The 16908-nt window shown below is 68.7% G+C and carries 13 protein-coding genes; 9 read left to right on the forward strand and 4 right to left on the reverse strand.

Going from position 1 to position 16908, the window contains the following annotated elements; translation table 11 throughout:
• The 4 genes from DPV79_RS31755 to DPV79_RS31770 form a co-directional block, all read left to right on the forward strand.
• On the forward strand, positions 1-1385 hold a 1385-nt coding region (locus tag DPV79_RS31755), incomplete at its 5' end, for an MFS transporter (protein ID WP_113047316.1).
• 397 nt (positions 1386-1782) lie between these two features.
• Positions 1783-3102, forward strand: a complete 1320-nt coding sequence (locus tag DPV79_RS31760; RefSeq protein ID WP_113047317.1) for a hypothetical protein — start codon at positions 1783-1785, stop codon at positions 3100-3102.
• A gap of 169 nt (positions 3103-3271) precedes the next feature.
• Positions 3272-4384: a porin gene (locus tag DPV79_RS31765; protein WP_048025427.1), complete on the forward strand. Its 1113-nt coding sequence runs from the start codon at positions 3272-3274 to the stop codon at positions 4382-4384.
• Positions 4385-4394: 10 nt separating this feature from the next.
• Positions 4395-5447: a nucleoside hydrolase gene (locus tag DPV79_RS31770; protein WP_059486959.1), complete on the forward strand. Its 1053-nt coding sequence runs from the start codon at positions 4395-4397 to the stop codon at positions 5445-5447.
• Positions 5448-5495: 48 nt separating this feature from the next.
• Here DPV79_RS31770 and DPV79_RS31775 read toward each other — a convergent pair whose 3' ends face one another.
• Positions 5496-6407, reverse strand: coding sequence for a LysR family transcriptional regulator (locus tag DPV79_RS31775; RefSeq protein ID WP_021161167.1), 912 nt, complete (start codon positions 6405-6407; stop codon positions 5496-5498).
• Between the two features lie 94 nt (positions 6408-6501).
• On the opposite strand from DPV79_RS31775, the gene DPV79_RS31780 reads away from it, so the two are divergent.
• Together DPV79_RS31780 and add are read left to right on the forward strand one after the other, a co-directional pair.
• Positions 6502-7851, forward strand: coding sequence for an NCS2 family permease (locus DPV79_RS31780; protein ID WP_021161168.1), 1350 nt, complete (start codon positions 6502-6504; stop codon positions 7849-7851).
• A gap of 46 nt (positions 7852-7897) precedes the next feature.
• Positions 7898-8998 (forward strand): adenosine deaminase, encoded by a 1101-nt coding sequence (add, locus tag DPV79_RS31785; protein WP_059685316.1) that lies wholly within the window; start codon positions 7898-7900, stop codon positions 8996-8998.
• Between the two features lie 33 nt (positions 8999-9031).
• Here add and DPV79_RS31790 read toward each other — a convergent pair whose 3' ends face one another.
• Positions 9032-9478: a nuclear transport factor 2 family protein gene (locus DPV79_RS31790; RefSeq protein WP_060068376.1), complete on the reverse strand. Its 447-nt coding sequence runs from the start codon at positions 9476-9478 to the stop codon at positions 9032-9034.
• 317 nt (positions 9479-9795) lie between these two features.
• Between DPV79_RS31790 and DPV79_RS31795 the strand changes: the two genes are divergently transcribed.
• Positions 9796-10209, forward strand: coding sequence for a hypothetical protein (locus tag DPV79_RS31795; protein ID WP_225740393.1), 414 nt, complete (start codon positions 9796-9798; stop codon positions 10207-10209).
• Positions 10210-10277: 68 nt separating this feature from the next.
• Positions 10278-12194, forward strand: coding sequence for a WG repeat-containing protein (locus DPV79_RS31800; protein WP_113047318.1), 1917 nt, complete (start codon positions 10278-10280; stop codon positions 12192-12194).
• 46 nt (positions 12195-12240) lie between these two features.
• Here the strand turns inward: DPV79_RS31800 and DPV79_RS31805 are convergent, their stop codons facing one another.
• A complete protein-coding gene (locus tag DPV79_RS31805; RefSeq protein WP_113047319.1) occupies positions 12241-14472 on the reverse strand; it encodes a penicillin-binding protein 1A in 2232 nt (743 codons plus the stop codon).
• A 97-nt stretch (positions 14473-14569) separates the two neighbouring features.
• Positions 14570-16105 carry a MocR-like pyridoxine biosynthesis transcription factor PdxR gene (gene pdxR / locus DPV79_RS31810; protein ID WP_113047320.1) on the reverse strand — a complete coding sequence of 512 codons (1536 nt, stop codon included), beginning with the start codon at positions 16103-16105 and terminating at the stop codon, positions 14570-14572.
• 123 nt (positions 16106-16228) lie between these two features.
• Here pdxR and DPV79_RS31815 point away from each other — a divergent pair, with 123 nt between their 5' ends.
• A complete protein-coding gene (locus DPV79_RS31815) occupies positions 16229-16867 on the forward strand; it encodes an FMN-binding negative transcriptional regulator (protein WP_113047321.1) in 639 nt (212 codons plus the stop codon).
• Positions 16868-16908: the final 41 nt, after the last annotated feature.

The following is a 16908-nucleotide window of genomic DNA, read 5'->3' on the forward strand; positions in this document are numbered from 1 at the left end:
CCCAATCCCCTCCCGTCGACCCCGGCTCCATCTCGGCCCGCCTCGACCGCCTCCCGCCCACGCGTGCCGTCTGGAAGCTCGTCGTCCTGCTGAGCCTCGGCTTCTTCTTCGAGCTCTACGACCTGCTGTACAGCGGTTACGTCGCGCCGGGCCTCGTGAAAAGCGGCATCCTGTCGGCGACGACACATGGCCTGTTCGGCACCACGGGCGTCGCGAGCTTCATCGCAGCGCTGTTCTCCGGGCTCTTCATCGGCACGATCGCGTGCGGCTTCCTCGCCGACCGCTTCGGCCGCCGCGCGATCTTCACGTGGTCGCTGCTGTGGTACACGGCCGCCAACGTCGTGATGGCGTTCCAGGACACCGCGACCGGGCTGAACTTCTGGCGCTTCGTCGTCGGTCTCGGCCTCGGCGTCGAGATGGTGACGATCGGCACGTACATCTCCGAACTCGTGCCGAAGCAGATCCGCGGCCGTGCGTTCGCATGCGAGCAGGCGGTCGGGTTCGTCGCGGTGCCGGTGGTCGCGTTCCTCGCCTACCTGCTCGTGCCGCACGCGCCGTTCGGCCTCGATGGCTGGCGCTGGGTCGTGCTGATCGGCGCGCATGGCGCGCTGTTCGTGTGGTGGATTCGCCGCGAATTGCCGGAAAGCCCGCGCTGGCTCGCGCAGCAGGGCCGGGTCGACGAAGCCGACCGCATCATGCGCGCGCTCGAGGCGAAGGTCGAAGCCGAATACGGACGGCCGCTGCCGCCGCCGGCGCCCGCCGAGCCCGTGCCGCCGCGCGGCAGCTTCCGCGACATGTGGGTGCAGCCGTATCGCAACCGCACGATCATGATGACGATCTTCAACGTGTTCCAGACGGTCGGCTTCTACGGCTTCGCGAACTGGGTGCCGACGCTGCTGATCAAGCAGGGCATCACGATCACGTCGAGCCTGATGTATTCGAGCGTGATCGCGCTCGCCGCGCCGGTCGGCCCGCTGATCGGCCTCGTGATCGCCGACCGCTTCGAGCGCAAGTCGGTGATCGTCGCGATGGCGGCGGCGATCGTCGTGTGCGGGCTGCTGTTCAGCCAGACGACGGTCGGCGCATTCCTGATCGTGCTCGGCATCGGCCTCACGCTCGCCAGCAACATCATGTCGTACAGCTTCCACGCATATCAGGCCGAGCTGTTCCCGACGTCGATCCGCGCACGGGCCGTCGGCTTCGTCTATTCGTGGAGCCGCTTCTCGGCGATCTTCTCGTCGTTCGTGATCGCGGCCGTGCTGAAGGGCTTCGGCACCTTCGGCGTGTTCGCGTTCATCGCGGGCGCGATGGTGATCGTGATGGCCGCGATCGGGCTCATGGGGCCGCGCACGAAGGGTATCGCGCTCGAAGCCATCTCGAAGTGACCGGTGATCGTGCACGCGTGTCGCACGGTTCGTGCTGCATGCGTGCCGTGCGATCGCATCGCACTGCGCGGCCGGTGCGTACGGCTTGTCGGGAATGATCCGGTTTCCGAATCGATTCGGCGAAGCCATCGCACCGCGGCGAAAAAGCAGCGCCTTTTGTCGGACTCGAATGTGCAACCAACGAGATTGCCATGCATCGAAAGATGCGTGCGGCAACGAGTTGAAACAAAGCGTGACGAAGCGCAAATCCCCGTAAAACTGCGGCTTGCCTCGCTGAAGATTCCTCCGCGGACGCGTAGAATGAAGGGCCTGACGACTCATTAGCCGCCATCGGACCGTACGCGTTGCATCGGCGAACGGCTCCGCCGCGAAGAGGCGTCGGCGCCGGGCGCACACGATGCGCTGGACGTGTCGATGGCTCGCGCGGAAGATGCGCCGCCCGCAACTGCAGCATGCGGCGGCCGGATCGGCCGATGGCTTCGAACGTATGATGCCTTTCAGCCTGACGCGGCCCATTTCGAAGTCGCGTTGCCGTACCCGCACAGTCGCCGCGTATGTGTCGCTCGCTGTTGCCCTGATCGTTCCCGTGCTTGTCGGGCCGCCTGCGTTTGCCGCGTCCGGCCCTTCGTCGTCCGTTGCTCCGTCATCCTCATCAGTTGCGCCGCCCGCGTCGGTGGTGTCTCATGCGCAACGAGGCTCGCCTGCGCATGCGTCGTCGGGGGCGTCGGCCGTACAGCCCGCTTCTGCAGCGTCGCACGAGCGTCATGCGGAGCCTGCCAGCGCGGCATCGGGTGCATCGACTGCTTCTGGCACTTCCGCTGCCGACGTCGCGTCAGCCGCTTCCGCCGCTGCGCCCGCTTCCGCCACCGCCGCGAGCGAGGCCGAAGCACCCGCGCCGACACCGCCACGCCGGCATCCGCCGCTATCGGCAGAAGAAGCAAAAAATGCGACGGCGCGCGCGGTCGACATGCGCAAGCGCTTCACGCAGGAAGTCACGCGGCGCCTGAACGTGCCCGCAAGCGAGCAGCGCGACTACGGCCAGCGGCTCCAGGAGGCGCTCGCCGATGCGGAACTCGGCGACCTCGCCGGCGAATACGTCGCGATGGTCGACCGCGCGCCGAACGTGCAGGCGCTCTTCATCTACTTCCGTGCAACGCCAGCCAACGCGTGGCTGATGATCGGCGCTTCGCCGGTCGGCACCGGGTTGCCGGGCAAGTACGACCATTTCCTGACGCCGCTCGGCGTGTTCCATCACTCGCCAGACAACATGGATTTCCGCGCGGAAGGCACGACGAACGAGAACGGCATTCGCGGCTACGGCCGCCGCGACATGCGCATCTACGACTTCGGCTGGGTGGACGGCGAGCGCGGCTGGGGCAAGGGCGGTGTGTCGCCGATGCGCTTCCAGATGCATGCGACCGATCCCGACCGGCTCGAAGCGCTGCTCGGTATCCGGCACTCGAAGGGCTGCGTGCGGATTCCCGCGTCGCTGAACACGTTCTTCGATCGTCACGGCCTGCTCGACGACGATTATCAGGCGCGTGTCGAGGCCGGCAAGTCGTTGTGGGTGCTGCGTCGCGACCGCGACATCACGCCGATCGCGGGCCGTTATCTGGTCGTGGTCGACAGCGCACGCAAGACCCGCCCGGCCTGGGCGCCGATGCCGGGGCGCAATGCGTGGTCGAAGGTGCCGAAGGGCGGCGACACGGCGGATTGACCGCCGGTTCGCGGGGCTGACGGCTGCAGGCGATGCCAGGATGAGAATAAATCCTTTTTATTGATACATAAGAAAAGCAAACTTTTATTATCCGATCCGGGTTCGTATAGTCGAGGCCAGTTTCGCGGAACCCTGCCGCGCCTGGACCACCACCGATCACACGACCCGCATGAAAACTCTCTACAAGCTCGCCCCGCTCGCGATGCTCGGCGCCTTCGCGACGCATGCCTGTGCGCAAAGCAGCATCACGCTGTACGGTCTTATCTCGGCCGGTGTCGGGTTCGCGACCAACCAGGGTGGCAAGAACGCCTGGCAGGCGTTGTCCGGCACGAACCAGAACCCGCGCTGGGGGCTGAAGGGCAAGGAGGATCTCGGGCAGGGGCTGTCCGCGATCTTCCAGCTGGAGAACGGCTTCAACGTGATGACGGGCACGGCCGCGCAGAACGGCCGCGAGTTCGGGCGGATGGCCTACGTCGGCCTTGCCGACCGCACCTACGGCTCGCTGACGTTCGGCCGCCAGTACGACGCGATCCACGACTACATCGGGCCCGTGATCATCGCGAGCAACGGCGTGAACATCGGCGACAACGACAACGGCTACAACGACATCCGCGTGCAGAACTCGGTGAAGTACGTGAGCCCGGTGTACCACGGCCTGAAATTCACCGCGCTGTACGGCTTCAGCAACGCGACGGGTTTCGCGAACAACAGCGCCTACAGCTTCGGGCTCGGCTACGAGCAGGGCCCGCTGCGCTGGAGCGCGGTCTACGCGCAGTACAACCACCCTTACAGCGCGACGAACCAGGACGGCGCGATCGCGAACGACTACGCGTCGCCGCTGCTGATCTTCAGCAAGAGCGCGATGACGCCCGCGGCTTACGCCAGCCGGCAGCGGATCGCGGGCACCGGCGGTTTCTACACGATCGGCCGCGCGCAGTTCGCCGCGATGTTTACCGACGTGCGCTACGATTACCTCGACAATTCGCACCTGCACCTGCAGAACCTCGGCGTGAACGTCGTCTACACGATGACGCCGCAGCTCTTTCTCGGCGCCGCGTATGCGTTCACGAACGGCAAGTACGACGTGATCGACAAGCGGCCGAAATGGCACCAGGTGAACCTGCAGGCCGATTATTACCTGTCGAAACGCACCGACGTCGCGCTGACGGTGATCGCGCAGCAGGCGGCCGGCGACGCGGACCATGCGCAGATCTTCGCGTATGCGCGCTCGACCGGCACGCGCCAGATGATGGCGACGCTGGGCGTCCGGCACGTTTTCTGAGCGCCCGACCATGACCCATCCGATCGCATCCCGCCGCACCTTCCTGAAACTGTCCGCCGCGCTGGCCGGCACCGCGCTGCTGCCCGAAACGGGCGCGTTCGCCGCCGGCGGCGACGCCGCGCGCCGCACGGTGATCATCGATACCGACCCGGGGCAGGACGACGCCATCGCGATCCTGTTCGCGCTGGGCGCGCAGGACCGCCTCGACGTGCGCGCGCTGACCGCCGTCGCGGGCAACGTGCCGCTCGACCTGACCGAACGCAATGCGCGGATCATCCGCGACTGGGCCGGCCGCACGAAGACGCTGCCGGTCTACGCGGGCTGCCCGCGGCCGCTCGTGCGCGAGCTCGTGACGGCCGCGAACGTGCACGGCAAGACGGGGCTGGAAGGCGTCGAACTGCACGAGCCGCGCGCGCCGCTCGCGGCAGGCCACGCGGTGTCGTACCTCGTCGATACGCTGAGCCGCGCGGCGCCGAACAGCGTGACGCTGTGCGCGCTCGGCCCGCTGACGAACGTCGCGACCGCGCTGGTCGAGGCGCCGCAGATTCGCGGTGCGCTACGCGAGATCGTGCTGATGGGCGGCGCGTTCTTCGAGCGCGGCAACATCACGCCGGCCGCCGAGTTCAACATCTATGTCGATCCGCAGGCGGCCGAAGTCGTGTTCGGCAGCGGCGTGCCGATCGTCGTGCTGCCGCGCGATGTCGCGGTGAAGGCGCCGATCACGCCGGCGCGCGTCGCGCCGTTCCGTGCGCTCGGCAACCGCTGCGGCGCGATCGTCGCGGACATCATGGATGCCGAACTCGCATACAACAAGAAGCGGCGCGGCGCTGAGGACGCACCGATGTACGACCCGACCGCGGTCGGCTACCTCGTCGATCCGACGCTGTTCGGCGGGCGCAAGGTGAACGTGATGGTCGAGACGACCGGGCAGTGGACGCTCGGCGAGACCGTCGTCGACTGGAACGGGCGCAGCGGCCGCGCGGCGAACGCGACGTGGATCAACGAGGTCGACGCGGACCGCTTCTACGCGACGCTCGTCGAGCGTATCGCGAAGCTGCCCTGAGCGCGGGCGCTCATGCGGCGAACGGCGAACCGCATTCGGCCGACGTAATCAGATGTGCTTCGCAATCCACTCGCGGCATGTACGCACGTGCGGGCCGCGATCGTCGGCGGCGAGCGAGATCAGCGAGATCGCGCGCGTGACGCGCGGCTTGTCGACGCGCAGCGCAACGAGTTCGGGATCGTGCAGATGCATCGTATAGAGGCTCGGCAGCACGGCGGTCGCGAGGCCGTTGCGCGCGAGCGCGTAGAGCGGCTCGGTGTATTCCATCCGGTACGTGACGTTCAGGCGCAGCTTCTCGGCGCCGCCGGTGCGATGCAGCGATTCGCTGACGCTGCCGCGCACGAACACCGCGAGCTCGCGATCGACGAGCTTCGCCCACGTGACGCTTTTCGCGCGGGCGAGCGGATCGTCGTGCCGCACGACGATCACGATCTCGTCCTCGAACAGCTGCCGGTAGCGCAGCGTGCCGTCGTCGCTGTCGGGTTCGCGTACGCCGATGCCGAGATCCGCGACGCTGTCGCGCACGGCTTCGACGAGTGCGCTGTTGGGCAGGTCGGTGAGCGTGAAGCGCAGCGTCGGGTGGGCATCGCGCAGTGCGTTGAGCGCGGGCAGCAGGCGGCCGGCGACCGACGGGATGAACGCGATGCGCACGGTCTGGATGCGTTCGCCGATGAGCCGCGTCATGTCGTCGAAGGTGCCGCGTGCCTGGTTGAGCAGGCGTTCGGCGAGCGGCAGCACGGCTTCGCCAGCGGTGGTGAGCGTGAGCCGGTGCGCGGAACGCGCGAACAGGCGCCCGCCGAGCAGGAACTCGATCTGGCGGATCGACGCGGTGAGCGCGGGCTGCGTGAGCGACAGCGCCTGCGCGGCCTGCGTGAAGCTGCGTGCGTGGGCGAGCACGACGAAGTGCTGAACCTGCCGCAGCGTGAGCGCGGGCAGCAGCGACGAGCGGTCGGACGACATCGGGCAATAACGGTCGGGGTGCGGTACGCGGCAGTATAAGACCGCGCTGCGTGCATCGACACAGGACAATATTCGGAATCACAGGAGAACCACCATGTCAGCGACTGACACGATGCCGGCGCGCGCGCCGGCCAACTGGCTCGAACGCCGCTTCGCGCTCGCCGCGCGCGGCACGAGCGTGCGCACCGAGACGATCGCGGGCGTCACGTCGTTTCTCGCGGCCGCGTACCTGCTCGTCGTGATCCCGTCGCTGCTCGCGACGGGCGGCATGGAGCGCGGCGCGGCGACGACCGCGACGATCGTCGTGTTCGTGCTGTTCACGACGCTGATGGGGCTCTACGCGAACCTGCCGTTCCTGGTCGGCCCCGGCATCGGCGGCTCGGTGATCATCGGCGTGACGCTCGCGACGACGGAGCATGTGGGCTGGCAGACGGGCCTCGGCATCGCGTGCGTGTCCGGCATCCTGTTCTTCCTGCTGACGATTCTCGGTGCGCGCGGCGTCGTGATGAAGCTGATACCGGTGCAGATCAAGCTGGGGCTCGGCGCGTCGATCGGGCTGTTCGTGACGATGCTCGGGTTGCGCAATGCGGGGATGGTCGTCGCGAACGCGAAGACCAACGCGTTCGCGCTCGGCGATTTCTCGCGGCCGGGTGCGCTCGTCGCGCTGATCGGCCTGGCGGTCGCGATCGTGCTGCAGGCTCGCAAGGTGCCCGGCGCGATCCTGATCGCGATCCTCGTCGCGGCAGCGGCGGGCGTGCCGCTCGGCGTCACGCATCTGCCCGCGTCGTTCGTGTCGCTGCCGCACAGCATCGCGCCGATCGCGTTCAAGCTCGACATCGGCAGCGCGTTGAGCCTCGCGGCCGCGCCGTACCTGTTCGCGTTCTTCGCGGCGGAATTCTTCTCGACGCTCGGCACCGCGCTCGCGGTCGGCGCGAAGGCGAACCTGCTCGACGAACAGGGCAACCTGCCGAACATCAACCGGCCGTTCCTCGTCGATTCGCTCGCGGCGACGATCGGGCCCGTGTTCGGCATTCCCGCGCTGACCGCGCTGATCGAATCGGCGGCAGGCGTCGAGGCCGGCGGCCGCAGCGGGCTGTCGTCGCTGGCCGCGGCCGTGCTGTTCGCCGCGATGCTGCTGTTCGTGCCGGTTGCGCTCGCGATCCCGAAAGAGGCGACCGCGCCGGCGCTGATCCTGATCGGGCTGTCGATGTTCGCAACGATCCGCCATACGCATTTCGACGACTTCACCGATGCGCTGCCCGTGATGTCGATGGTGCTGCTCACGCTGATGTCGAACAGTTTCGGCACCGGCATCGCAGGTGGGCTGCTGTGCTACGTGCTCGTCAAGCTGCTGGCCGGCCGCCGGCGCGACGTGTCGTGGGGGCTCGTCGTGCTCGCGCTGCCGCTCGGCTATTACTTCTGGACCGTCGTGAAGCCGCACTGAGAGACGGCTTTCGCGACGTATCGGCACTACCCAAAACGAGACTGCAATGAAGGCAACACCAGGTAACGTCCCGGCCGCGCGCACGGGCATCGAGATCACGCCGGCCCATCGGGCCTTCTTCCACGCGCTGCCGAAGGTCGAGCTGCATTGCCATCTGCTCGGCGCGGTGCGGCACGACACGTTCGTCGCGCTCGCGGAACGCAGCGGCGCGCCGATCGAGCGCGCGGAGATCGACGCGTTTTATGCGCGCGGCGAGAAGCCGGTCGGCGTGCTGCACGTGCTGCGCGCGCTCGACAAGTATCTGCTCACGCGGCCCGACGATCTGCGGCGCATTGCTTACGAGTATCTGGAGGATGCGGCCGCGCACAACGTGCGGCATGCGGAATGCTTCTGGAATCCGACGGGCACGGTGCGGGTGTCGGGGATCGCGTATGCGGACGCGCAGGCCGCGATCGTGACGGCGATCCGCGACGCCGCGCGTGATTTCGGAATCGGCGCGCGCCTGATCCCGAGCATCGACCGCGAGCAGGATCCGGACGAGGCCGTGGCGATCGTCGAATGGATGAAGGCGCATCGCGCGGACGAAGTGGCGGGGCTCGGGATCGACTATCGCGAGAACGACCGGCCGCCGGAGCTGTTCTGGAAGGCTTACCGCAATGCGCGCGCGGCCGGTTTCCGCACGACCGCGCATGCGGGCGAGTTCGGGATGCCGTGGCGCAACGTCGAGACGGCCGTGGATCTGCTGCAGGTCGATCGCGTCGATCACGGCTATACGATCGTCGACAACCCCGAGCTGTGCGCGCGCTACGCGGAACGCGGGATCGTCTTCACCGTCGTGCCGACGAATTCGTACTACCTGCGCACGCTGCCGCCGGAGCAATGGGCGGAACGGCATCCGATGCGCAAGATGCCGGGCCTCGGGCTGAAGATCCATCCGAACACCGACGATCCGACGCTGCACAAGGTCAACCCGTCGGAGGCGTGGGAGCTGATGTTCAGCCACTTCGGCTTTACGGTCGCCGATCTCAAGCAATTCATGCTGAACGGGATCGACGGCGCGTGGGTCGACGATGCGACGAAGGCCGCGTGGCGTGCGGCGTGGGCGCCGGAGTTCGACACGCTGGCCGCGACGCTCGCGGCCGGTTGAGCGCGTTGCCTGCCACATCGGCCGGCCGGCGCGTCAGCCGGCCGGTACTTCGTTCAGGTGGAAACGCAGGTCGCCCGCGAGATCGAACAGCGTGTAGTCGCGAAACGCGAAACGCCACGCGCCGTCGACGCGCTCGAACGCGTCGTGATAGCGGCCCGCCGCGATCGGCTGCAGCGGAAAGCCTTCGGTGGCCTGCAGCACCGTGTAGTACGAGCGAGCCGTCGCGCGCTGCGCGGCTTCGTCGATCTCGATGACCGGATTCGTGATCACATGCTTCGTGCGCGGGGTGCCGCACGGGTAGCGTTTCACGCGCGCGTCGAACAGCGCGAGCAATTCATCGGCGCCGATCGTCGGCGCATCTTCCGCGACCTTGATCCGCGCGTGCCGGAACAGCGCCGCCATGCCCGGCAGGTCGCCGGCGTCGAGCAACGCCGCGTAGCGGTACAGCAGGTTCGCGATCTCGACAGCGCTTGCGGTCATGCGGCCTCCGGCATCGATGGACGATGACGGCGATGGTGCGCGGCGCGGGGGCGGGCCGCTTCGTCCAGGTGGACTAAGGCGGCGCATCGTTCAGGCGCGATGCCGCGCACGCATCCCGTCATGGCTTCGCATCGCCGGGCGCGACCTGCCAGCCTTGCGGGCTGGCGTAGGTCGGTCGCGTTCGCTATATTGGCGCACGGCGGCACCCGGTCGTGTCGCTGCCGCCGTGCGCGCCCGCGCCGGCGTCCGACAATAATTCGAATCCTGAGAGGGCCGCCGTGCGCATTCCTGTTTTGTGTCTGATGTTGTTCGTCTCGATGTCCGCGCGAGCCGGCAGTGCCTGCGACGGGCTGCTCGGCGATTACGCGCCGGCCGCCGGCAAGCCGGCGACGCTGCGCGTCGAGAAAGTGGGCGGCAAGATCGTGCTGCGCGGGCGCGACGCCGGCCAGTGGAGTGCCGAAACGGCACCGACGCAGGAAGCCGAGCTGGAAACCGACGGCCCTGACAAGGCGCCGCCGGGCGCCTGTGTGCTCGAGGTGCCGGGCGGCGAACTGATCAAGATGCCGATCGGCTCGCCGTATCAGGTCACGTCGATCACGGGCAACAGCTTCACCACGAAGCATTCGACCACGGGCGTCCTGCTGCGCAGGGTGCAGGGCTTCCAGGTCGACGGTATCGAGTTGTATCGGGTCGCGCGCCGCGGCGATTCGCCGCCGGCCGCGGCACGCTGACGGCGTGCGAGCCGACGTTCCGCGATACACGACGACACAACGACACAACGACGAGGGCGACCCTTCCGATGGGCAATCGATCATGGCTTTATCTCCAGGCCGGTGACGGCGACGACGCGCGAACGATCGAGTTCGCGGAATCCAACAATCACTTTCCGCTGCTGTGGCGCGTGCTGCTCGCCGACGGTGGCGCGAGCGACGCGATAACGGATCAGCGCGTGTTCGGCGACGCCGGCACGCCGAACCTCGCCAGCGATGCGCGCGCGGCGCATGCGCGACTCAGCCGGCTCGCGTCGTTCGTCGTCGCGTATCCGCTGCCCGGCGACGATCCGGCACTCGCGCGCCAGTTCGATGCGCTCGTGCGTCACCTCGGCGAGTCGATCGATGCGTTCGGCGATGCGCACGGCGCACCGCGGCTGTCCGCGAATCTCGACGAACTGTCATGGCTCGACGGCGGCGATCCGGACGAATTCATCCGCGAGGAACGCGACAACTGCACGCGCCTGTGGTGGCGGGTCGCGAACTGCATGGATTTCCGCGACGTGCGCGGCGTGCGCGACGTGCTCGAGATCGATACGCCCGCCGACTGGCGCGACTGGGCGTGGGGCTTCGGGTTCGGCGGCGTGTCGCATTACTATTTCCAGCGACAGGAGCCGCCGCGCGGCGTGGCGTTTGCCGAGATGTTCGACGCCGGCGAAGTGCACGGCAACTGGCTCGGTTACGGCACGTTCAGCTTTCGCGCGCGCAACGGCCTGTGGGGCGTGCGGCGGGAAGTCGATGACGCGTGGCACGTGATCGTGCCGCCAGAGTGGACGAACCTGTGGACGAGCGGCGCGCGCGATCGCCGGTTGCTGTGGGCCGCGCGCGACGGGAAGGTCGGCCTGCTGTTCGCCGATGGCGACGTCGACGGCGATGGCGACGAGATGCGGATCGTGCGCGAACCGGCGTTCGACGCCGTGTGGGATTTCAGCGGCGACGTCGCGTGCGTGCGCGTCGGCGAGCGGTTCGGGCTCGTGGGCACGGACGGCACGTGGGTGCTCGAACCGTCGCTCGACGATTTCGGCGAATTCACCGGCGGGGTTGCGTCCGCGAGCCTGGACGGCCGCTGGGGCTTTGTCGACACGCACGGTGCGTGGGTGATTCCGCCACGCTTCGACGATGCACATGAATTCGTGAACGGCGCCGTCGCGGCGGTATCCGAAGGCGAGCAGTGGGGGCTGATCGGGCGCGACGGGCAATGGCGCGCGCCGCCCGAGTGGGCCGCGCTCGAATGGTCGTCCGAATGCGGCGCCTTCCTCGCGCGACGCAACGGCCATGTGGGCCTGGTCGATGCGAAAGGCCGGGTCGTCGTCGAGCCGTTTTACGCGGAAATCGCCACGCTGACCGACGACGAACGGACGGACATGCTGTCCGAGCTTGGTGCGATCCGCCATGTCGTACGGCGCGACGACGGGCGTTGCGCGATCGTCGACGGGCAGGGCCACGTGCTGACGCCGTTCGATTTCGTCAACATGGGGGCGCTGCCGTGGTTACCCGATGACGAAGCCGTGCCGGGCGAACTGTTCACGCGGTACGCGATCGGCGTGCTGCCGGGCGAGCCGGTGAAGGTTGCGATCTGCGATCTCGAGACGGGCGCGACGGTCGTGCAGGGGCGCTACGACGACGTGGCCGGCCTGTTCTGGGGTGCGGATCACGGCTGGCTGGCCTGCGTGAAGGACGAGGGCGGTGACGACGTGCGGGCGACGGTGTTTCGCGCGGACGGCACCGTGCTGCATCCGGCGCGTTACACGCGGATCGGCGACGATGCGCTGTTCGACGACGATCCCGATGCCGCTGCCGGGCACACGACGTTGATGCCGTGGTACGTCCGTCGTGCCGAGGTCGCGCAGAACTGGAGCATGGGCGAACCGGTCGCCGCGTTGCGCGACGACGGCGTGCCGGTATGGCTGTACGCGGACGGGCACGCGACGACGACGCGGCGCTAGCCGGGGCCGCTGGCGTGCATGCCGGCGTGGCATGCAGGCACGACGTTCAGCGGAAGAACCTCAGCCAGTCGAACAGGCCGGGGTGCGGACGCCGCTTCGGCGCCGGCGCCGGTGCGCTGCGCGGCCGGAAGTCGGGCGAGAACTGCGCACGCGGATCGATCGCGCGCGTACGCAGTGCCGCATCGTAGAACGCCCCGACGATCGGCAACGCGCTGTGCGCGCCCGCGCCCCAGTAGTCGCTGCGCAGCGTCACGTTGCCGTCGTCGAAGCCGACCCACGCGCCGGCCACCAGTTGCGGATGCATCAGGATGAACCAGCCGTCCGTGTTGTCCTGCGTCGTGCCGGTCTTGCCCGCGACGTCGATGCGGATTCCGTAGCGCGAACGGATGTCCTCGCCGGTTCCGTAATCGACGACGCCGCGCATCACGTCGACCAGCGTCTGCGCGGCGGCCACCGGCAACGCGCGTTCGGGCGGTGCGCTGTTGAATGCGGCGAGCACCTTGCCGTCGCGGTCCTCGATGCGCGTGATCATCTGCGGCGCGACGTATACGCCCCGATTCGCGATCGTCCCGTAGGCGGACACCATTTCCTTCAGCGTGACGGGGCTCGTGCCGAGCGCGAGCGACGGCACCGCGTCGAGCGGGCTTTCGCGCACGCCCATCGCGCGCGCGAGCTGCGCGACCCTGGCCGCGCCTTCGCGCTGCATCACCTGCGCGGTGATGCGGTTGCGCGACAGCGCGAGCGCGTCGCGCAGCGTCATCGGTGCGTCGGTCGGCGGCTCGGCATCGGTCGGACGCCACACCGCGTGCGTGCCGGTCGGGATCGCGACGGGGCGATCGACGAACGTGTCACCCGGCCGCATGCCGTCCGCGAACGCGGCGCCATAGACGAACGGCTTGAACGTCGAACCCGGCTGGCGCCGCGCCTGCACCACGTGATCGAACGGCTCGCTGCCGAAGTCGGGGCTGCCGACCCATGCGCGAATCGCGCCGTTGCGCGGGTCGATCGCGACGAAGCCGGCCTGCACCTGCGTCTTGCGTTCGCACAACGCATGCATGAATGCGCGATTCGCGCCGAGCTGCTTCAGCGCGGCGACATCGGCGAGCCCTGCGGCGCGCGCGTCGCGATAGTCGGGCGTCTGCCGGATGAAGCCGCGGAACAGGTCGTTGCGCAGCCCGCAGCCGGACGGGCCGCGCCATGCGCTGTCCGCGACTGCCTGCAGGCGATCGGTTTGCTGCGTCAGCGCTTGCGTCGCCATGTCCTGCAGTTGCGCATCGAGCGTCGTGCGCACGACGAGGCCGTCCGAGTAGAGGTCGTAGTTGTTGCGGTCGGCCCAGGCGATCAGCCACTTGCGCAGCTGCACCGCGAAGTGCGGAGCCGGGCCCGGCTGAGCGGTCTGCGGCTCGAAGTCGACGCGCAGCGGCCGGCGCTGCAATTGCGCGAGCTGCCGCGGCGACAGCATGCCCATCGCCGCCATCCGCGCGAGCACGATGTTGCGGCGCTGGACCGCGCGTTCCGGATTCAGCACCGGGTTGTAGTAGCTGTTGCCCTTCAGCATCCCGACGAGCGTCGCGCTTTCGACGATGTCGAGCTGGTCGGCCGATTTGCCGAAGTAGGTACGCGCGGCCATTTCGACGCCGTATGCGTTGTACAGGAACGGTACGGTGTTCAGGTAGGTCTCGAGAATCTCGTCCTTGCTGTACACCGTCTCGATCTTGAACGCGGTGATCAGCTCCTTCACCTTGCGCGTGAGCGTCGGTGCGCGGCCGACTTCGTCCGGGTACAGGTTGCGCGCGAGTTGCTGCGTGATCGTCGAGCCGCCCTGGCGACTGCCCGAGAACGTATGCAGCCCGGCCGCGAGCGTGCGGCGCCAGTCGATGCCGTGATGCGCGTAGAAGCGGTGGTCCTCGGTCGCGATCAGCGCGTCGACCATGTGCGGCGAGATCTGCTTGAGCGGCACCCATTCGCGGTTGACGGGCCGGAATTCGGCGATGACCTGGCCGTCGGCCGACAGCACGCGCGCGGGGCGGTCGATGCGGGCCTTGCGGATGTCGCCGATGCTCGGCGTGAACGGCACGAACGCGAGCAGCACCAGCAGGCCGGCCATCGGTATCGCGGCGAGCGTCAGCGCGACGCCGCGGCGCGTCGGATGGCGCAGGCGATGCCACGCGCCGGCGCACAGCGCGCGGATGCGCGCGCGGCTGGCGGCGGCCAGCGGTGCGACGCGGGCGCGGCAACGGAGCCACGCGTCTCGAAGAAGCGGCACGAAGCGGTTCAAGGCGGCAGGAGCGCGGATGGAGGAGGCGCGATCCTAACAAACGACCCACGTGCGCCGCCCGCTGAAACGGCCGTTTGCTTGCAGGATTTACAGACGATTACGTTTGTTGCCCATCGACAACCTTTTGCGGCACCCGCCGCCGCGATTCCGCTGACGATACGACGTCCGCGAGCCGTTGCGCGGCCGCTTCCATCTGCGCGCGGCCGAACCCGCCGAAGCCCAGCACGAGCCCCGGGCGGGCCGTGCCCGGCGCGAACATCGGCGACACCGCGCGCACCGCGACGCCGGCTTGCGCGGCGCGCTCGACCACGTCGAGATCGTCGATGCCGCTTGCGAGCCACAGCACGACGTGCATCCCCTGATCGCCCGGCTGCACCCACGCGCGTTCGCGCGGCAGCCGCGCACCGAGCGTGTCGATCAGCAGCGCGCGCTGCTCCGCATACACGCCGCGCACGCGGCGGATGTGGCGGTCGAGATGGCCTTCCGCGATGAACGCGGCCAGCACGTGCTGGTCGGCGGTCGGCACATGGCGATCCATCAGTGCGCGCGCGCCGCAGAACGCGGGCACGAGATCGTGGGGGGCGATCACGTAGCCGAGCCGCAGCGACGGAAACAGGATCTTGCTGAACGTGCCGAGGTAGATCACGCGATCGGGGTCGAGACCCTGCAGCGACGGGAACGGATAACCTTCGTAGCGCAGCTCGCTGTCGTAGTCGTCCTCGACCACCCATGCGTGCCGTGCACGCGCCCACGCGAGCAGCGCATTGCGCCGCGCCATGCTGAGCGGCATGCCGAGCGGATACTGGTGCGACGGCGTGACGAACGCGGCGCGCGCATCGGGTGCGAGGCGGATGCCGGCGTCGACGTCGAGGCCGTCGGCGTCGACCGGCACGCGCACCATCGCGTCGTGTCGCCCGGTGCTCTCGAGCAGCGCGGTGATGCCGCGATAGGCCGGGTTCTCGACCCACGCGCGGTCGCCCGCGCCGAGCAGCAGCTGGCTCGCGAGATGCAGCCCCTGCTGCGTGCCGCTCGTGATCACGACCTGGCCGGCATCGCAGCGGACCGAGCGCGAACGGCGCACGTAGTCGGCGATCGCTTCGCGCAGCGGCAGCGCGCCTTGCGGATCGGCGTAGCCGGACGGCGCGCCGGCGCCGCGCGCGCGCAGGCGGTTGCCGAGCCGGCGCCAGATGTCGTCGGGTGCGGTGAGGCCGATCGGTACCGAGATCGCGAACGGCATCGCCGGCAGCGGGCGGAATTCGCGGGCGATCCGCGCGAAGGCGGCGGCCGGCTCGGGCAGCCCGGCGTGGGCCGCGCGCCGTCGTGGCGCAGGCGGCGCGGGTTCGGGGCCGGGCGACGGTTCCGCGAGCGCGTTCGCGACCCGCGTGCCCGCGCCGCCGCGCGATTCGAGAAAGCCTTCGGCGATGAGCTGCGCATACGCATCGACGACGGTGCCGCGGGCAACCTGCAGCGACGTGGCGAGCAGCCGCGTGGACGGGAGCGCATCGCCCGGCCGGACGTCGCCGCGACGCACGGCTTCGCGCAGCGCCTGCGCGAGCTGGCGGCTCAGGTCGCCGGCCGCACGGTCGAGCGCGCCGAGCGACGGGATTTCGACGATCCGGGTCGTTCTTGCCATGATTCTGGTCTGCTGAAATTGTTCAAAACCGGCTCTACAGCATAAACCAGTTTGAAGTCACAATCGGCGGGTGACGGGCTCGCGCCCGCGCCGTTTCCAACCCCGCATGACCGTGGAGCCGACATGTACGTCCCCGCCGAATTCAACGAGCCCGACCCCGACGCGATGCGCGAGCTGATCGTGCAGCATCCGTTCGGCAGCCTGATCACGCACGGCAGGAACGGGCTCGACGCGAACCATATTCCGTTCGAACTGCTGCCCGACGACGGCGGGCTCGGCGAGCTGCACGCGCACGTTTCGCGCGCGAATCCGGTCTGGCAGGACGTTGCGAACGGCGACGAGGTGCTCGCGATCTTCCGCGCGGGCGACGCCTACATCTCGCCGACCTGGTATCCGAGCAAGCACGTGGCGCACCGGCAGGTGCCGACCTGGAACTACGTGGTCGTGCACGCGCACGGCCGCATCACGGTGCGCGACGACGAGAAGTTCGTGCGCGGCGTGGTCGCGCGGCTGACGCGCACGCACGAGGCGTCGCAGCCGGTGCCGTGGAAGATGGGCGACGCGCCGAAGGACTACATCGACAGGATGCTGGAGTCGATCGTCGGGCTGCAGATCGAGATCACGCGGCTCGTCGGCAATCGCAAGCTCGGGCAGAACAAGGACGAAGCCGATATCCGCGGCGCGGGCGAAGCGCTGGTCGCGGAGGGCAACCTCGCGATCGGGGAGGCGATGCTCGCGGCGGCCGACGCGAAACGCGCGTGACGCGCAAGCGGCGTGCACGCCGTGACCCCGGCGGCGCGCGC

Source organism: Burkholderia reimsis (genome assembly GCF_003294055.1).
In the GTDB taxonomy this organism is placed as follows: Bacteria; Pseudomonadota; Gammaproteobacteria; order Burkholderiales; family Burkholderiaceae; genus Burkholderia; species Burkholderia cepacia.

Excerpts from the sequence above, each read along its gene's own strand:
- DPV79_RS31760 (WP_113047317.1), top strand. The coding sequence starts at position 1,783 with ATGCGCTGGACGTGTCGATGGCTCGCGCGGAAGATGCGCCGCCCGCAA.
- DPV79_RS31765 (WP_048025427.1), top strand. The coding sequence starts at position 3,272 with ATGAAAACTCTCTACAAGCTCGCCCCGCTCGCGATGCTCGGCGCCTTC.
- DPV79_RS31770 (WP_059486959.1), top strand. The coding sequence starts at position 4,395 with ATGACCCATCCGATCGCATCCCGCCGCACCTTCCTGAAACTGTCCGCC.
- DPV79_RS31775 (WP_021161167.1), bottom strand. The coding sequence starts at position 6,407 with ATGTCGTCCGACCGCTCGTCGCTGCTGCCCGCGCTCACGCTGCGGCAG.
- DPV79_RS31780 (WP_021161168.1), top strand. The coding sequence starts at position 6,502 with ATGTCAGCGACTGACACGATGCCGGCGCGCGCGCCGGCCAACTGGCTC.
- add (WP_059685316.1), top strand. The coding sequence starts at position 7,898 with ATGAAGGCAACACCAGGTAACGTCCCGGCCGCGCGCACGGGCATCGAG.
- DPV79_RS31790 (WP_060068376.1), bottom strand. The coding sequence starts at position 9,478 with ATGACCGCAAGCGCTGTCGAGATCGCGAACCTGCTGTACCGCTACGCG.
- DPV79_RS31795 (WP_225740393.1), top strand. The coding sequence starts at position 9,796 with ATGTCCGCGCGAGCCGGCAGTGCCTGCGACGGGCTGCTCGGCGATTAC.
- DPV79_RS31800 (WP_113047318.1), top strand. The coding sequence starts at position 10,278 with ATGGGCAATCGATCATGGCTTTATCTCCAGGCCGGTGACGGCGACGAC.
- pdxR (WP_113047320.1), bottom strand. The coding sequence starts at position 16,105 with ATGGCAAGAACGACCCGGATCGTCGAAATCCCGTCGCTCGGCGCGCTC.
- DPV79_RS31815 (WP_113047321.1), top strand. The coding sequence starts at position 16,229 with ATGTACGTCCCCGCCGAATTCAACGAGCCCGACCCCGACGCGATGCGC.